Origin of the sequence: Sphingobacterium spiritivorum (assembly GCF_016724845.1) — a bacterium.
GTDB lineage: Bacteria > Bacteroidota > Bacteroidia > Sphingobacteriales > Sphingobacteriaceae > Sphingobacterium > Sphingobacterium spiritivorum_A.
The window spans coordinates 960941-978840 of the sequence record NZ_CP068082.1; the positions used below are offsets into that span (position 1 = coordinate 960941).

Genomic DNA, 17900 nt, shown 5'->3' on the forward strand with positions numbered 1-17900 from the left:
TTTTTCTTTAAGCCAGATTGATAGGCTTAGTTAACTTTTCTTTCCTGATAAGGCTTGTTGCACCAAAATCAATTCACTTATATTTTCTTTATCTACCATGCCAACCAGTACGCCTTTATCCTGTACTGGATAAACCTTATAACCCTTTGTTGTCATGTTTGAGAAAACGTCCTGCAGGCTCATCTCCGGTGAAAGTATTGTGAAGTCCGTCCGCATGCTGTTCCTTACAGGAGACGATTTTCCGAAAGCAGACAACCCCTGTATCAGTTCTTTCCGCGAAAGCACGCCCTGAACTTTGCCATCTGTAGCGACAAGAAAATCCTGCTCCTTCCCGTCGAGCAGTATCTGAACTGCTTTTTCAAGGCTGTCGTTTGGAAGCAGGGTAGTAAACCGTGTCATCAACACTTTTCGAACATCATAGCCTTCCAGTATGCTGTGTGTAGCTTCATAAGTAGCTTCGCTACTGGCTCCTAGGTATATAAACAATCCGATAAAAACAAGCCAGAAATTAAAGAAAAAGCCCAGGAAAACTAACAAAATTGCTAGAAATTGACCTACTTCGGCAGCAATTCGTGTGGCCTTGGATCTATCCATTTTGAAAGCAAGAAGCGCTCGCAATACCCTGCCACCGTCCATTGGAAAAGCCGGTATAAGGTTAAATACTGCCAAAATGATATTTGCTACAAAGAGATTGAAAACAAAAGACTCGGTTTGCATGTGATCCACGTTTTTTAGCACAGTCCAATCAGGCATCGTAGCAGAAAGCTGCATATATATCCACAGACCAGCAGCAATAACGAAATTAACGGCGGGACCTGCAAATGCCACCATCAATTCCTGTTTTGGTTTTCTCGGCATGCTTTCAAGAGTAGCGACACCACCAATAGGGTAAACCGTAACATCTTTAGTCTGAATATTGTACCGCTTAGCTGTAAGAGCGTGTCCAAATTCATGAAATATCACACAAACAAACAAAGCAAGGATAAAAACTACTCCCCATATTGCTTCCGAAAAGCCATGACCCATTTGTGTGTGCATCAGGAATACCCAAGCCAGAAGTATCACAAACGTCCAATGAATAAACACCTTTATGCCTAAAATATTTCCGAGATACAAAGCCCATTTCTTTTTCATACTATTCCGTTTTAATTATATGATTGCTTATTTCTTTTGTTTTCCGACTAATAAAAACTTTGCTTTATGCCAAGGCTCGCGTTCGTCTTTATAATTGACTTTTCAGCATTAGGTTCTATTCCAGTCAATGCACGGATAGCATCTATGGTTTCGGGGATTACGATGGCCTGATTGTCCACTATGTAAGCATAAAACAATTCATCGCCCTGTACTTTCAGCATATCTTTCCATACAGCTACTTCATACATATCGCCATACGGACGACCCATTTCAAGCATCAGTTCTTTCACCGTATTGTTGGCTGGCAGCCCATCGCTGTAATTAATCATAGCTATTCTGGTGGAATTGGCGAATGCCTGCAATACTTCATCTTTTGCCGCCTGCCGGGAAAGCTGCACATTCCAGTAATGAAGGTGGCTTAGGGTTTGCGGCACTTTAATAGCGGTAGTAATTACATCCAAAGAAGGATCAATCGTTTGTGCATCCGGCCCCTGGTGGCTGGGTATATCTTTTTCAGGAACGAGGGTATTCATTATACCATTTAAATGACTTTCCCATGGGTCGGTTGCTCTTCGAAGCAATGTGCCTCTTGCTTTCTTTAGCAGTCCGGCATTTTTTAATGCCGTAAGCGTACGCACAATAGAAGTTGTATTGCAAGATACAACGCGAGTGCTTTCACGTCCGATGGCAGTTTCATAATTGTTTTCCGCGCTAAAAGAGTGCCCCGTGGTTTCATGTTTTTCTCCTCCGTGTACAATAAATTTTATACCCATTAGCCTATATTTTGGAAGGTTTTGGGACGCTATCTTTTTTGGTGTACAATCAATTACAATATCGGCTGCCTGCAACATATCATCCAAACTGCCTACTACCGGAATCCCGACTTCCTTCATTTGATTACTGACTGCTTGGTCAAAACCGTAAACAAGGTAACTTTTACTTACTGCCATTTTGATGCGCCAATCTGTAACAACATCACACACACCGATTAATTCCATGTCATCCTGAAGGCTGACAGCATCTGCTACCCGTTTCCCTATTACGCCATACCCATTGATGGCTACTTTGATCTTTTTCATAACTACAATTTGGTTTTTGAACTGATATTATAAATAGCTGCAATACACGAACCCACCAGCCAACCGATAATAAAAATTTCAACAATACCCATACATACTTCCCAAAAAGAAACATCCGTCCGGATAATTGACGTTGTGTCTATACCATGAAGAATACCGTTGAAAAATGAAACTGTGCCACTATGACCCACGGTGGCCATTACCAAAATACAACCAACATAAAGCAGTGTTGCAGTAAGCCCTGTTGCAAGGCCGAACCTTTTAACATTAATGGTGTCCATGTTTTTTTTCTGATTTAGTAGTTTCTGAATTTTGTTGCTTGTGATCGTGACTGCCATGAAGCATCGGCATTAATAAATGGCAGGCAAACATGAATACAATGAAAATAAACATTGAAACTTGTGAGCTCAGCCCTAATGCGGGAGCTAAAAAAATCAATAATAGTGGAAGGATACATCCAATAATCATCCATAGGTGTTTCATGATTTTTAGTTTAGAGTTAGAATTTCTCTTTTCTGTTTATTAATATAAAGATATTGAATCATTTACAGTGAGCTATTACATTTTTTCTTGCTTTTGTTATAACTTTTACTGATTTACTTTCTTTAAAATGTTTTTTTCTGAAGTTCTACTTAATCATATCTGGTCCATTATTTGTTTTACCTCTTTTGCCAATACATTACTCAAATCAATAGCATTTGAAGGGTGTGGAATGGTGTTACAGGTTACTATGTTGTTCACTCCGGTATCCATTAATTCCTGATAGGCATTACCCGAAAAAACAGCGTGTATGCCTATACATATCGGTGGTTTCATTCCAGCAATTTTCAAATGTTCCACAGTTTCAATCATTGTGCGTGCAGTTGAGATTATGTCATCCACTAAAACAGGGGTATGATCTTTGTATCTACCCACCTCGGGGACAGAAACCTCCACTTCACGGTCTCCATGACGCACCTTTTGCAGTACCGTAAATGGTGCTCCCGCATTCTTCGCAACTTCTGAAACCCATTGCTCGCTTTCAGAATCTGGACCTATAAGGACAGGGTTTTCGATGTTTTCAATTATCCATTCTGAAATAGCATCTGCTGCACGGACGACTTTATTTGGAATGTCATAAACTTCTTCCAAAGAACTTATTCGATGCAAGTGGGGATCAACTGTGATAATGCTATCGGCAAAACCAGAAACTAATTTTCCAAAAAAACCAGAGGTTACTCCTTCACCCTCATTAAAAACTTTGTCCTGTCGCATATATGCGAGGTATGGAACTACCAAACAGGTACATTTCGCACCTAGCGACTTTGCCGTATGGCTTAAAAAGTAAAGTGGCAACAATTTTTCATCAGGTTCATGTAAAGTACAGATTAGTACCACACGTTTGTCTTTAACATCAGATAAGATACGGGTATAGGTTTCTCCGTCTGGAAATTTGCGAAACGTCACATTGCCAATTTCCGCATTCATTTTTTTTGCCAAAAGCGCTGTGAGTTCTTCATTTCCCGGAAGACTAAATAATATCGTGTTCATAGTATGTTCTTTAAATTAAGGTTATAATATTGTCGTGATGGTTTTTATATTCCAAAGCATAATTAAGCTCGCCTTTGGATTCTGCATAAATAGTATATAGTAGCTGGCCCTTTTCAATATTTTCTCCCAGACGGACATTTAAATGAATCCCTGCGGATTTAGATTGAGGTGCACCCGAAAGTTTGGCGAGTTTTGCAATTTTTCTGTTATCAATTACTTGCAGAACTCCCGGCTTTTCGGCTCTAACTTCATTTTTATAGTGTGCTAAAACAGGTTGTGAGAAGCGACCTTGGGCTTTGCAGATGGAAATAAATTTTTTATAAGCTTTACCCGATTCTAACACTTGCTTCGCTGTTTGGTATCCGGTTCCCGAATCGACTTTTCCCGAAAGCTCCAATAGTTCTCCAGCTAAAAGCAATGATCTTTCTGTCAAGTCTTTAGGGGCATCGGCTTCATTTTTCAGCACTTTCAATATATCAATGGCTTCAAGCGCTGGGCCAATTCCCCTCCCCACAGGTTGGGAACCGTCTGTAATTATTACTTTTACATTCAATCCCACTTCTTTGCCTATTGCTTCCATATGATCCTGTAATTCCTGCGCCATTTTTGTACTTCTCATTTTTGCAGTTTCACCTACAGGAATATCTATAACAACGTGCGTGGAACCCGCCGCTGCTTTTTTTGAGAGTACCGAAGCAATTAGCTGTCCCTCGCTATCTATATCGAGGGCTTTTTCGATTTTTATCAGCAGATCATCTGCCGGGCTTAACTGGGCTGTTCCACCCCAAACGATACACCCCCCTTCCTTATGAACCACTTCTTTTATTTTTTCAGGGGAAAGCGTTACATTGGTAAATACTTCCATGGTATCTGCAGTACCGGCAGGCGAGGTAATGGCACGGGAAGACGTTTTGGGCATTGTAAGGCCAAAGGCAGTAACAATGGCAACTACCAACGGTGTTGTTCTATTGCCTGGTAACCCTCCGATGCAATGCTTATCAACAACAATCTCCTTGTTCCAGTGCAATTGCATACCAGAAGCAATCATGGCTTTTGTAAGATAGGTGATTTCATCAAGATCCATTCTATTTCCGGCACAGGCGGTGATAAATGCTGTGAGGTCGATATTGGAATAATTGCCCTGAACTATATCCGTAATGATTTCATTGTACGCCAAGTAATCCAGTTTCTGATTGTAGATTTTTGCCCGTACGTGGCTTAAAGATTTAATAGGTTCCAAATGTGAAACATACAAAGTTTCATTTGGGGAAACATTCAGTTTTTTTGCTGCGGCGTCCGATAACCCAATTTCATCAGTCAATAGAAGATTGGATGAAATTACATTAAGACTTGCTACGATTGAGTCCGTTGCAGTGGATATTCTAATTCGGGTAAGTGCCTCAAAGCCTTCTGAAGCACAAACGTGGCAGTTTTCATGCATATATACTACATTCTCGTTTTGAGTGTAGATTCCGAGATGTTTGTATTTTAAGATATTAGATTGGTTTTCCACTTTTCCTGTTATTAAAATTTACGTTTTGAGTCTATTTCCGAAGGAACCGTCTGTACTATTAACACTCTAAACTTATTCATTATCCATCAACGAGTTAAAGTATTCAACTAACAGCTTCTTATCTTCCATGCTTAGACGAGCACCCCCATGCATCCACGTATATGAACTCAACGGCATTTTACCTTTCTCGATTTGCTCAATAATCTGGCTAAACTTTGAGTTTATCCTTCTCGGGCTGTAATTTGGCAAATCATCAAAGTTCAATTTCTCTTTTCCTTCGGTTATATGATCTGCCATGAACCAACCCAAAGGCTGAACATTAGTGTACCAAGGGTATTGGGTATTATTGCTATGGCAGTCATAGCATGATACCGACAGGATTGCATTAACTTTTGCATCGACCTTAAATGAATCAACAAAAACCTGGCCCGCAGGAACCGGGGATAGGTTCCTTTGGGGGGTTATAAATTGCATTAACACAAACACACTTAACAGAACTGTTAAAATTACTTTGTATGCTTTCGTTCGTTTTCCGTTTTTTTTCATGATCTAATATTAATCAAGTACCATTATCCCCGGTCATAGAGACAGCAACTCGGTAAGTCGTCATAAACCGCCTTGGGAGCCTTGTCCAGCTCTGTATCGTGACCAACATTAGCAATAGCTTTGCTTATGGCACTTTTTGAGGTTACTTTTGAATCGAAATCCAAATGGATAACTTTGGCATTAACATCCCAGTTTGCGGAAATCACCCCCTTGACACTTTTGGCCGCTTTCTCAATCCGGCTTTTGCACATTTCACAATTTCCTGATACTTTCAACATATCATGGGTCTTATTGACATTGGTTTGAGCATCGCCATGCTGATGTCCGGCAGCCGATGCTGCGCCATCGTTATTCATCATACTGATTTTACCTTCCAGCTGGGCACTTGCATCAACGGTGAAAGCTCCCTTGGTCACGATTTCCTCGCCATTTTCCAGCCCCGACATAACAACATATTGGTCGCCCAATGAGGGGCCCAAGACGATCTCCCGAAGTTTAAAAGCAGGCGTGGATGTATTTGGCTGTTTTACGTAAACTATGGAGCGCTTCCCTGTCCATAAAACCGCCGACTTGGGAATGACCAACTCATCGTTGTAGCCCTTTAAAGGAGCAGTGATCCTTGCTGTTGCATACATTTCAGGTTTGAGATTGCGATCCCGGTTATCGGCTTCGACCCTGATTTTTGCCGTTCTTGAATTGGCATCAAGGATAGGGTTAATAAAGGCAATCCGCCCATTATAGACTTTTCCGGGCAAACTCCGTAATGTATATTCCAGCTGATCTCCCACCTTTAGAAATGGCAGATCTGTTTCATACGCATCAAAAACCGCCCATAACTTGGAAAGGTTTGAAATGGTGTACAAGACGCTCCCTTGGCCGATATAATCGCCCGGGTTTACATTTTTTGCTATGACAACACCACTTGTATTCGCATATATATTGACGTAGGGTGAAACTTCGTTGGATGTCAATATTTTGCTTATCTGATCCTCTGACACCTTCCATAAACTCAGCTTCTCTTTCGCGGCATCCAATAGGAGGGGCTGCATATCCTGCAATTTTGCAGCTTCGAGCAATTCTTGCTGCGCCGTCAATAAATCAGGCGAATAGATTTTGGCTATCAGTTGTCCTTCTCTTACCGACTCGCCAGTAAAGGTTACGTAAAGATTTTCAATACGGCCATTGACATGCGATGTTTGGGATTGTTGTAAACGTTCGTCCACCTGAATAGTCCCATACAGTTGGACATCTTTAACAGCGTCTTGGTGGCCGACAATCGAAGTCTGGATATTCGCCAATGCTATGGCTTCTTCTGACATCTGGATGGCGTCATCGTCAATTACATCATCACCTCCCCCGGATGATTTCAAGGGAATTAGATCCATTGCACATATCGGGCATTTCCCCGGTTTATCCATTCTGATCTGGGGGTGCATGGAGCAAGTCCATACTGTTTCCCCGTCCTCGGTCACTTCCATTTCAAGGTCATGGCTGTGATCATGGGACGAATTCCCGCCAAATATCGCCCAGCCAAGCAGTAGTCCGGACAATAATATAACCCCGTAAGTTACCGCCTTATTTCTAAAAATATTTTTCAGTTTATTCATTGCTAAGAATTTCAAAATAATTGCATTATTTATGGTCTGCTAATAATTTTTTTATTGACACAACCATCGTATTATAGTTGGCAAGGGCCTCAGCTTTCCTAAGCTGATAATCCAATAATTGCCGCTGCACCTGAATAACGTTGGTCAAGTCACTTTTGCCTGTAACGAACTCTTTTACGATCAGGTTATATGTCGTTTGGGCGAGCGTAGTTTGTTTTTCGTACAGCTCGATGGCACGCTGAGCATCATCCAGTTGGCTTTTGAGACTGTAAAACTCGCTTTTCAAAGTGTTGAAGGTGTTTTTAAAGTTCTCTTCGCTTGATTTTCGCCATAGCCTGCTTTCGTTTTGCTGGGCATTGTATTTTTTACGGAAGAGTGGCAGGCTCACTGAAACCATAGGCATGACCATATCCTTACCGTTCATCCCGTCCATGGCCAGCATTGAATTATTCGTCCTTCCCACAACCATGTATTCCACACCGATACCAATCATGGGATAACTCATTTTCCGATCCATTTCCGCTTTTGCCTTAAATGCCAAGCCTTCTTCGGCAATCATTTCAAGCATGGGGTTGTTTGCCTCAATAACCCTTAGTGCCTCTTCCTCGCTATATAAAAAATTCAGCTTGTGGATCTCTTGTCCCAGCATGACCTTTTCAGTTGCTTCCCGATTCAACAATGCATTGAATTTTGCTTTTTCGGCTTTAATCTGAGCATGTAAACTTTCAATGTTATTTTCAATTTCGACAATTTCCAATTGGATACGAAGCACCTCTGACATACCCGATCCGGAGCCACCTTCCATTGCTCCCATGCCACCACCGGACGGCATACTCATATTCTGATTAGTAGCAGGAGCTGAATTGCCTCCTCCCATACTCATCCCTCCCATACCCGATGAAGCACTAGATCTGGTTGGTGAGGAAGGCGTATTACTGCTTACGACGGGTGCTACACTTGATTGTGAGGTGCTTGAGGGCGCAGAGAATTTCCGTATTGCCAATTGTTCCAATTGTTTTAGAAACACTTGGTTTTCCTGATTATTCTTGAGTTGCTCGTTCAATTTTTGCATCGTGTACCACTGTGTGCTGACCTGAAGGATCAGATTATTTATGGCTTCCCGATACTGTTGATCTTGCATATTGGCCATATGTGTAGCCTCTGTGCGAGCTGCTTTTCTCGTGCCGAACCATGGAAACATTTGCATCAAGCTCACATTTCCAATAGAACGCCCTCCTATAATTTCCATAGGCATCGTATATGCTTCCATGGACAATTCGGGGTCTTGGTATGCTCCGGCTTGCGGAATTTTTTCAAGGTATGCCTCATGCGCATACTTTTGTGATTTTACACCCGGATTATTTTCGATTGCGACTTGTATATAATAGGACAGCGAATCGGTGGGGTAGTCTTGGGCTAAAGCTTGCGAAAAAATGCTTAAGCTTGTTAATACAGCCACGGTTATATACCGATTTATCTTATTCGTTTTCATTCGCTATATTTTTATTATTTTTTCTATTTTCTTTTTTAGTGGCAGATTCCCTCCACCAGCACTGGAATACTGGAACCACAAACATGGTCATGGATTGGATCAGCATGCCGCCGAAAGTCGGGATGGCCATTGGTACCATGATTTCCGCACCTTTACCGGTAGAGGTCAGGACAGGCAGTAAGGCGATCAGTGCTGTAGCAGTGGTCATCGCTGCCGGTCTGACACGCTTTAAGCCTGCGTATATGACTGCTTCCCGTATTTCATCTTTTGTTCTGGGGTTCCGTGCTTCAAATGTATCGTGGATGTATGTTCCCATTAATACACCATCACTCGTCGCCAGTCCGAACAGGGCGATAAATCCTACCCAAACGGCAATGCTGAGATTGATGCTGTGCATCTGGAACAGATCCCTCATATTTGTCCCTCCGACAGAGAAATCCATAAACCAAGGCTGTCCGTAAAGCCACAACAAAATAAAACCTCCTGCAAGAGCTACAAAAACACCGGAAAAATGAATTAACGATGCTGTAACCGTTCGGAACTGAAAGTAGAGAATTACTAAAATGGCTAACAAACTCAGTGGTATAATAAGCATTAGCCTTTTTGCGGCACGTTCTTGCTGTTCATAATTTCCGGCAAACTTATACGTCACCCCGTTGGGTAAATCCAGTTCTCCAGACGCTATTTTTTCCTTTAGGAGTTGATCCGCTTCGTATACTACGTCGACTTCCGCTATGCCACTTTTTTTATCAAAGATTACATAACCCAACAAAAAGGTATTTTCACTTTGGATCATCTGAGCGCCCTTGGCATATTCAACATCCACCACATCCCCCAATGGAATCTGAGCTCCTGTAGCTGTCGGAATGATTATTTTTCGCAACGCATCCGGGTCATCCCGTAATTCTCGTGGGTAGCGCAGGCGAACGGGAAACCGTTCCCGGCCTTCGACTGTAGTGGTCAACGTCATACCGCCGACTGCCGCACTGATTACTTCCTGAAGCTCGGCAACGGTAATACCGTATCTGGCCATTCTATCCCGGTTCAGATGGATTTCGATATAGGGTGCGCCAACAGCCCTGTCGTAGAAAACGGTCGATGGCATAACAGATGGAACATCCTTTAAGGCTGCTTCCAAGGCCTTGCCACCGATTTCAATCGACTCCAGATCCGGACCCGAAACCTTTAGCCCCATCGGAGCCCTCATTCCCGTAGAAAGCATTACCATTCTCGCTTCTATCGGTTGCAACTTAGGAGCGGAAGTCAATCCGGGCAGATGGGAAACATTGACGATCTCTTGCCATATATCGTCGGCCTTTTTAATTTCAGGACGCCATCTGCGGAAAAATTTTCCGCTTTTATCTTCAATCAGACTGTCCCGTGGTATGGAACGGAAACCATCGGAAACAGCATAGGTCTTGTCACCTTTCAACACGAATTCTCCGGAACTGTTTACCTTGAACCTTTCACGATGCCCGTCTTCATCCAGATAAAATTCCGGGATATAATTGATCGTATTTTCAAACATCTGTGTAGGAGCCGGATCAAGTGCAGAATTCACACGGCCCCATTTTCCTACGATAAGTTCGACTTCCGGTATGTTTTGAATACGTTTATCAAGTGTTCTGATCAATTGCAGGTTTTGTTCAATCCCAGTATGCGGCATACTGGTGGGCATCAAAAGGAAAGAACCTTCATTGAGGCTTGGCATAAATTCCTCCCCGATACCGGGAAATGTTTCGGTGGATTTTTGCCAGAAGGCAGTCTCCCGAAATGATTTCCAACCTGTCTTTTCGAAGCCATTTGCAACAAAACCAAAACTCTTCTCTACGCCCATCCATGCTAACATTCCGAATAATAAAGTAATGATAGGGATGGCCATGAATTTCCACCGGTTGGAAAGTGACCATCGAAGAATCTGTTCATAATAGATCACCAATGCCCATAACATTCCCAGGATGGAACCAATGGCAAAGAATACGAACACAAAGTTAAGTGTGGTGCTTGCCTGCGTGCCGAGTGGCAGCCACTCAACCGTCAGGTAATACATCGCTACAAAAAGTGTGATAGCTACATTAACGTAGTTGGCAATTTTTTCTCCTTTCCTTCTTGGTGTAAACAGGTTGTTGACTCCGATCAAAGTCAATGCGAACGCGACAAAAACACCTGTATAGATCCAAAGAGCGATACCGGCAACTACCAAAACGTAGTTGGCTATCCGGCGAACTTTACTCCCATTGATACGGATTGAAAATATATAATAAGCCAGTGTTGGCAAGATAATAATGCCTAACACAAAGGCTGAAACCAAAGCAAAGGTTTTGGTGTATGCCAAGGGACCGAACAACTTACCTTCTTGTGCTTCCATCATAAAAACAGGTAAAAAGCTGATGATCGTGGTGAGCATCGCCGTTGACAAAGCACCCGACACTTCCGCAACAGCGGTGGAAATCAAGTTTACAAAGGCTTTCCCCCGACTCTCAACACCCTTGGCTTTTTCTTCATCCATATGGCGTAGTATGCTTTCGATAAAGACAATCCCCACATCCACCATGACCCCAATGGCAATGGCGATTCCCGAAAGGGCAACGATATTCGCCTCGACCCCCATTTGTTTCATGATTATGAAGGTCGCCAGTACGCCAATGGGCAAGATACTGGATATAAGAATCGATGCTCGCAGGTTGATCACCAGCACGATCACAACGATAATACAGATCAGGATTTCGTGTGCTAAAGCATTTTCCAGCGTCCCGATGGTTTCCTGGATTAAACCCGAGCGGTCATAAAACGGAACGACGGTGACTTTTGAAATAGTCCCATCCTCTAATGTTTTTTGAGGGAAACCTGCCTCCATTTCTTTGATCTTCGCCTTGACATTATTGATGACTTCCATGGGGTTGGTTCCATGCCGGGCAACTACTACACCGCCAACTGCTTCCACGCCTTCCTTATCCAATCCACCGCGTCGTGTGGAGGGTCCCAAATTGACAAACCCAACGTCTTTTATCTTTACGGGAACATTATTGCGCACAGCCACTACGGCATCTTCAAGATCCTGGACACTTTTAAGGTAGCCCAATCCACGCACCAGATATTCCGCTTTGTTTATTTCGATCGTCTCTGCACCGATATCCAGGTTGCTGTTTTGGATAGCCGACATGATATCCATTACGGATACATTGTATGCGCGCATCGCATCTGGATTGATATCGACTTGGTATTCTTTTACGAAACCTCCGATGGAAGCCACTTCGGAAACCCCTTCCGATGCTGCCAAATTATATTTGGCATAGAAATCCTGAATCGTGCGCAGCTCATCGGGGTCCCAGCCTCCTGTAGGTTTTCCGGTTTCGGGATTGCGTCCCTCCAGTGTATACCAAAAGACCTGCCCCAAAGCAGTGGCATCCGGCCCGAGCGTGGGCGTTACATCGGATGGTAATGTGCCGGCAGGCAATGAATTCAGTTTTTCCAGAATACGGGAACGGCTCCAATAAAACTCAACATCCTCTTCAAAAATGACATAGAGGAAGGACATGCCGAACATCGAACTGCTCCGGATTGTTTTTACGCCGGGGATGCCCAGTAAGGAGGTCGTGAGTGGATAGGTAATCTGCTCCTGTATATCTTTGGGAGACCTCCCCATCCATTCGGTCGCAACAATTTGCTGGTTCTCCCCAATGTTCGGAATCGCATCGACCGGCACAGGATCGCTCGGCAACGCATTTTGATGCCAATTAAAGGGCGCTGTAATCAGCCCCCATATAAGGACAACCACAAGTAATAACAGTGTTATTACTCGGTTCTCCAAAAAATATTTGATAATTTTTTTAAGCATAACATATACATTGTTTACATTTTAATATCAGATACCAGCCTACAGAAATCGACCGGTACCTGATATTTGAATTTCAAATCTTAATCAGCGTTTTTACTTCAGTTCTTCCTGAACTTCACCACATGTTAGCATATCTTCACCATAGTAAGGGTTTTTGACCTCTTTGCTATCGCTTAACCAATATGCTCCTTTGTTGTCATCGTACATCGAGCAAAAAATCTTGTACATGGGCTTTTCGGTGCCGAATTCTTTTGTTATATCATAAAAATCCTTGCTCAAGATCACTAAATGTTCTCTTTGATGAGCGATATTGCCTATGTTATCACCTATGTGCTCCGAATGTTCCTGAATATCAGCAGCGATGTCATCGAAGGTGCTTTTCTGTTCTGCACTAAAGCCCTCGGTATTAATCTTGGGGAGTGCTTCCAGCATGCCTTTAGCTGCATTTGCGGCTTCTTTATCATTATCGGAAGACAAAGCAAAAGTCAGGTGCTGGTAATGGGAAAAAAGTTCCGAAAAAGTTCCCTGGTCGCTTGCAGCGTTGCTTTCGTTGGATACCGTTGTTTCAGTATGGACGTCGCTTTCTGATTTTTTTTCAGAAGCGCCATTGCATGCTGCCAAGGTCAATAAGGATGAGGCTAGTAAGCCTACAAATAAATGTTTCATTGTCATGATTTCTGTTTTTAATAATTAAAATTGATTTATGTAATTTGTATATGTAGTATTATTTTCAAAATATGATACTTCCCCGTTGTTGCCCGTAATTGCTATTATAGCAGTCGCTTTATCTATCTGCTTTTTGGAAAATGGATCTATGGCAACGCGTGTAGAAGGATCTTTTGGAATACGTTCTTTACACATCTGGCAACATCCGTAATATATTTTTCCTTCAAAATTTACCTCAAATTGCTTTTTGCCCATGTATTCATTGTTGACCATGCATACCTCTTCCGACGGAACTACATCGCCCATTTCAAAGGCATTGTGGTCACGGGTATTTGTATTTGAGCTTTTTGAAGTATATGTATTGTCTTGCACCTTTAGTGTAGGGTTATTGTTGCATGAACTAAATATGACTACAATAGAAGTAACGATCCCAATCAATAGACATCTCATAATGGCTGACTAATTTAATTTTTCAATAGTACTACCGCAGGTCAGCATTTTTGAACCGTAATACGGGTTTTTGATATCCGTACTTTTACTTAACCAAGTTGCACCTTTGCCATCGTTGTACATCGGGCAGTTTTGGTAGTACATAGTTGTTTTTTGCTTTGATGCGTTTGCCAATTCATTGACATTCTTAGAAAGTAGGGCAAATGCCCTCCGTTGCTTTACGACGTCTTTCGATTTCGAGATGTTTTCTGTGTTTAAAGACAGTTCCTTCATGACCTTCATCCATACGGTATGCTCTTTGGGAGAAAGTTCACCCATATCCACTGTTTTAATAACTGTGGCTAATTCAGTAGCATTTGAAGATGCTATATTTACATCTGCGTTTACCAAAGCATCTTTTATGGAAAAATACTTGTCAAATACGGCATGTAATTGTGATAAATTTTGTGATGGAATATTCTTTGCTTGAGCTGTTCCACCATGGTTGTGATGTTGCTCGTTCTGGTTTTGCGCAAAGCTGTTTGCTGCGGATAGTAATACGGTGATTACCATCAATATTTTTGATATTGATTTCATTTGGAACCTTATTAAGTATTAAAAATGGTAAATAATCAAAAGCCAGATCTGGCTTTTAATAAAACATGTATTGCGGATAGGTGCAAAATCAACCGATTTCGCACACCTATGGCTATACAGTACTAATTTAACTTATTTTAGGCGGTTGCCAAATGGAAGATTCCCCTGTAGAATAAAAGGGTTCTTTGTATAAAGGGTATGATTTTTTACTTTTAGAAAAAACAGGATTTTGAGCGTTCCTAAAAAATGGGGGTGTTGCAGAAAAACTATTAGAAGAGCTGTGGCAGGACGTAGGTCCACAATTTCCAGAGCATTCATTGCTCGTGTCATCCTTAGACTTACAGCAGTCTTTCTCACATTGATCTTCTGAATGATGCTGCTTGTTGGCACTGCAACATGACTTCTCCTTGATAACAATTTCTTTGGAATGCGATTTACACGCATAGGATTGCATTGGGATTATAAAAAAGCCCAATAAGCATATAATCATTAATATGTTTATCCTTTTTAACATGTAAAAAACAAAAAAACTATTGCAAAGATAATGGTATTTTTCAAACCGGTTCGTTTTTTTTGAAATAAATGGCAGATAAGTTTCTCTTATCCGCCATTTACTTTTATTCCATGAGCATTATAGTGTCAGTTACATTTCCTGCTAGCGTTCTTTTAAATCTTTCACTCAATAATATCGAATCAGAAATTCATTATTAATTTAACACTGATATTTCGTCCCATATTGAATACACCCATACGCCCGGTTACGGGGTTTTCAGAAGCATACTTCAACCTACTTAAATGGTTCTGATAAGCTATATCAGCAAGGTTTTCGCCACTGATGTACAAAGACATAAAGTCGCTTCGGTTGAATGCCTTTATATTTGTCCCAATTCCTGCACTTAAAAGCGTGTAAGCTGGTGTTGCGGTTTCCGTTCCGTAAGCACTGAAAAATTTATCCTGCTTAAAGAAACGGTCAAGACCGAATTTGATATAGGCGTTAGAAAACGTATGATTAACCTCCTTTAATTCAGCTTTGATTTCTCCCCTGTATCGTGGGGCAGGAATAAACGGCAAATACTTTGAGCTTTCGGGCTGGTTGCTTTGGGTAGCCTGAACATAAGAAAATGAGTTTTCCAAATGCAGCCAATCCATCGGATGGGGATGTATATCCAGATAAATTTCGCCGCCAAGCAAGGTGGCATTTCCTGAAGTATAATGAAACCCAGGAGCCGGGTCTGTGGGGTCAGGAAATATCTCTGAACCATCATTCGCCGCCATTTTTTCCAAATAGATATAGTTTTGAATGAAGTTTACAAATGGGGTAAACTCTAACGTGATATGTTTGGAATTAAGGAAATATGCAACATCCACCTGATGGCTGATTTCTGATTTTAAATCAGGTCTTCCGATGATATACCGAAATGTTCCCTCGTGTCTTCCGTTGGCAGAAAGCTCTGTGCTGTTCGGTGCTCTGAAACCTCTTGATACGTTGAATTTGAATGTGGAATTTTTATCCGCTTTGTACGATAATCCCAAACTCCCCGAAATGCCATTGTAGTTCTTATCAAAGGCAGTAAATTTCAAGCTCGCATCGGAATTTGTACCGGAAACAGGATTGTCGTCTTCATCGAGGTAAAGTTCTTGGGAGTTCATATACCTGTTGTCGAACCTGATGCCTCCGGCTAAAGTGAGCCTGTCAAAAAAAGTTTTCTGTGTGAAAACAAATCCACCTGCATCAAACAGATAATAGGCAGGTATCATAAATTCCTCCCCTTTGTTGGTATTGGACTGCCACATACCACCGATACCGACCGAAGTTTCCCAATCGTTTGACTTTTCAAAATTATATCGCACATTATAATTCAGCGTGTTCAAGTCAAAGAACAAAGCCGGTTGGTCGGGAGCGGAAGGGTCTTCGTGCTCTCTTCGCTTGTTATTTTGAAAACCGAAGTCGGCATTAAGTGTTCCTTTATCCAATATGAAATAACTGTTTGAAGCTACTCCAATATGATTTATCTTCTGATGCGGAAAACCTGTTTTATACCCTTTCAAATCTTCGTCCGTTGCAACCATTTCATCACCATTGGCATTTTCGTAGATAAATCTTCCTAATTCATCTCTTTCTCCCTCTACAAGGTTAAGGGTGTTGTTATAAGAGCTTACGGTCAGGTGCGAGTGTCCCCAGCTTTTGTTTATTCCCAAAAACAAGCTGCCGTTGAGTTCCTTAAAGCCCGAATTAAACACTTTACCGTCATAGGCGTTCTGATAATTGCCCGCAAATTTGTTGCTGAACCTGCCGAGCCATTGGAAGCCGTCTTTATTCCCCGCATTGGAAACGGAGTAGCCTATGAGGTTGTTATTACTTTGGTAATTGGTAGAAACCTGTGTTTTTACCTGTCCCAACGGCAAAGCTTTCGGAGCAAGGAAATTAAGTACTCCCGCAATACCGTCCGAACCGTACATCAGGCTTCCGGGACCTTTGACAACTTCCACCCTGTCCACCGCATTCTCGTCTATCTCGATACCGTGTTCATCGCCCCATTGCTGTCCTTCTTGCCGAATACCATTGTTCAATGTGATTACTCTGTTAAATCCCAAACCCCGAATGGTCGGCTTTGAAATTCCTGCACCGGTAGTTATCTGGTTTACGCCGGGTATGTTCCGCAAGCCGTCTATCAAATTGGTGGCAGTATTCTGTTTCAAGGTATGACCGTCCACCGCTTTAACAATAACAGGGCTTAGCTTTAGCTCTGTTGAGCGGGCTACACCTGTAATAATCAATTCGTTCAGCTCTGTAACAGCTGGGCTTAACAGAAAGTCCATAACCGTATCTTTTTCAATGGTTATTTTTTCGATTATCGACTGATATCCTATAATGCTTACTTCTAAAAGATAAATTCCCCGTTTGAGATTTCTGATTTCATAATTACCGTCTGTGTTGGTTGATGTTCCTGTTTTAAGGTCGGCAATATAAATCGATACTCCTGCTAAGCTATGATTTATGTCTTTGGCTTTGATCGTACCCGAAATTTTGTTTTGTGCAAATATGTTTTCAGTTGATAGTAATATGGCGATTGCCATCAAAATTTTTGATATTGATTTCATTTGGAAACTTAAAAAGTATTAATAAGGATTCTATAAAAGCCAGACCTGGCTTTATAAAACGTGTATTGTGAATAGGCGGTAAATCAACCGACTTTGCACATCTATGGCTATACAGTATTAATTTAAGCTATTTTAGGCGGTTGCCAAATGGAAGATTCCCTTGAAGAATAAGCGCGTTGCTGGTATAGAGGATAAGATTTCTTACTTTCAAAAATTAAAGTATTTTGAACATATTTAGAAATCTGGGGTGTTGCAGAAAAACTATTAGGAGAGCTGTGGCACGACGTAGGCCCACAATTTCCGGAACATTCATTGCTTGTGGCGTCTTTAGATTTACAGCAGTCTTTCTCGCAATGATCTTCTGAAT

At 41.8% G+C, this 17900-nt stretch carries 13 protein-coding genes; all 13 read right to left on the bottom strand.

All coding sequences use genetic code 11. The features are described 5' to 3' along the window. Nucleotides 1–30 precede the first annotated feature (30 nt). Nucleotides 31–1134 (bottom strand): site-2 protease family protein, encoded by a 1104-nt coding sequence (locus I6J03_RS03965; RefSeq protein WP_003010068.1) that lies wholly within the window; start codon nucleotides 1132–1134, stop codon nucleotides 31–33. Between the two features lie 47 nt (nucleotides 1135–1181). After that, on the bottom strand, nucleotides 1182–2213 hold the full coding sequence (locus I6J03_RS03970) for a type II glyceraldehyde-3-phosphate dehydrogenase (protein ID WP_003010067.1): 1032 nt from the start codon (nucleotides 2211–2213) through the stop codon (nucleotides 1182–1184). 2 nt (nucleotides 2214–2215) lie between these two features. Further along, nucleotides 2216–2551, bottom strand: coding sequence for a DUF5676 family membrane protein (locus tag I6J03_RS03975; protein ID WP_236586216.1), 336 nt, complete (start codon nucleotides 2549–2551; stop codon nucleotides 2216–2218). A gap of 298 nt (nucleotides 2552–2849) precedes the next feature. Beyond that, nucleotides 2850–3743, bottom strand: coding sequence for a ribose-phosphate pyrophosphokinase (locus tag I6J03_RS03980; protein WP_003010063.1), 894 nt, complete (start codon nucleotides 3741–3743; stop codon nucleotides 2850–2852). Between the two features lie 10 nt (nucleotides 3744–3753). Then, a complete protein-coding gene (locus tag I6J03_RS03985; RefSeq protein WP_115170702.1) occupies nucleotides 3754–5256 on the bottom strand; it encodes a thymidine phosphorylase family protein in 1503 nt (500 codons plus the stop codon). Between the two features lie 72 nt (nucleotides 5257–5328). Then, the gene (locus I6J03_RS03990; RefSeq protein ID WP_002993219.1) at nucleotides 5329–5802 is read right to left on the bottom strand and encodes a heme-binding domain-containing protein; all 474 of its coding nucleotides are present in this window, start codon (nucleotides 5800–5802) and stop codon (nucleotides 5329–5331) included. 23 nt (nucleotides 5803–5825) lie between these two features. Further along, nucleotides 5826–7409: an efflux RND transporter periplasmic adaptor subunit gene (locus I6J03_RS03995; RefSeq protein ID WP_002993218.1), complete on the bottom strand. Its 1584-nt coding sequence runs from the start codon at nucleotides 7407–7409 to the stop codon at nucleotides 5826–5828. Nucleotides 7410–7434: 25 nt separating this feature from the next. Continuing rightward, nucleotides 7435–8901: a TolC family protein gene (locus tag I6J03_RS04000; protein ID WP_002993217.1), complete on the bottom strand. Its 1467-nt coding sequence runs from the start codon at nucleotides 8899–8901 to the stop codon at nucleotides 7435–7437. Then, nucleotides 8888–12739 (bottom strand): efflux RND transporter permease subunit, encoded by a 3852-nt coding sequence (locus tag I6J03_RS04005; protein WP_003010052.1) that lies wholly within the window; start codon nucleotides 12737–12739, stop codon nucleotides 8888–8890. The genes I6J03_RS04000 and I6J03_RS04005 overlap by 14 nt, the downstream gene beginning before the upstream one ends. A gap of 93 nt (nucleotides 12740–12832) precedes the next feature. Next, nucleotides 12833–13405 carry a DUF3347 domain-containing protein gene (locus I6J03_RS04010; RefSeq protein WP_232279793.1) on the bottom strand — a complete coding sequence of 191 codons (573 nt, stop codon included), beginning with the start codon at nucleotides 13403–13405 and terminating at the stop codon, nucleotides 12833–12835. Between the two features lie 24 nt (nucleotides 13406–13429). Next, complete coding sequence (locus I6J03_RS04015) at nucleotides 13430–13855, bottom strand: hypothetical protein (protein WP_002993214.1); 426 nt, start codon at nucleotides 13853–13855, stop codon at nucleotides 13430–13432. Between the two features lie 9 nt (nucleotides 13856–13864). Continuing rightward, nucleotides 13865–14431, bottom strand: coding sequence for a DUF3347 domain-containing protein (locus tag I6J03_RS04020; protein WP_232279792.1), 567 nt, complete (start codon nucleotides 14429–14431; stop codon nucleotides 13865–13867). A gap of 693 nt (nucleotides 14432–15124) precedes the next feature. Continuing rightward, the gene (locus tag I6J03_RS04025) at nucleotides 15125–17533 is read right to left on the bottom strand and encodes a TonB-dependent receptor (RefSeq protein ID WP_232279791.1); all 2409 of its coding nucleotides are present in this window, start codon (nucleotides 17531–17533) and stop codon (nucleotides 15125–15127) included. Nucleotides 17534–17900 lie beyond the last annotated feature (367 nt).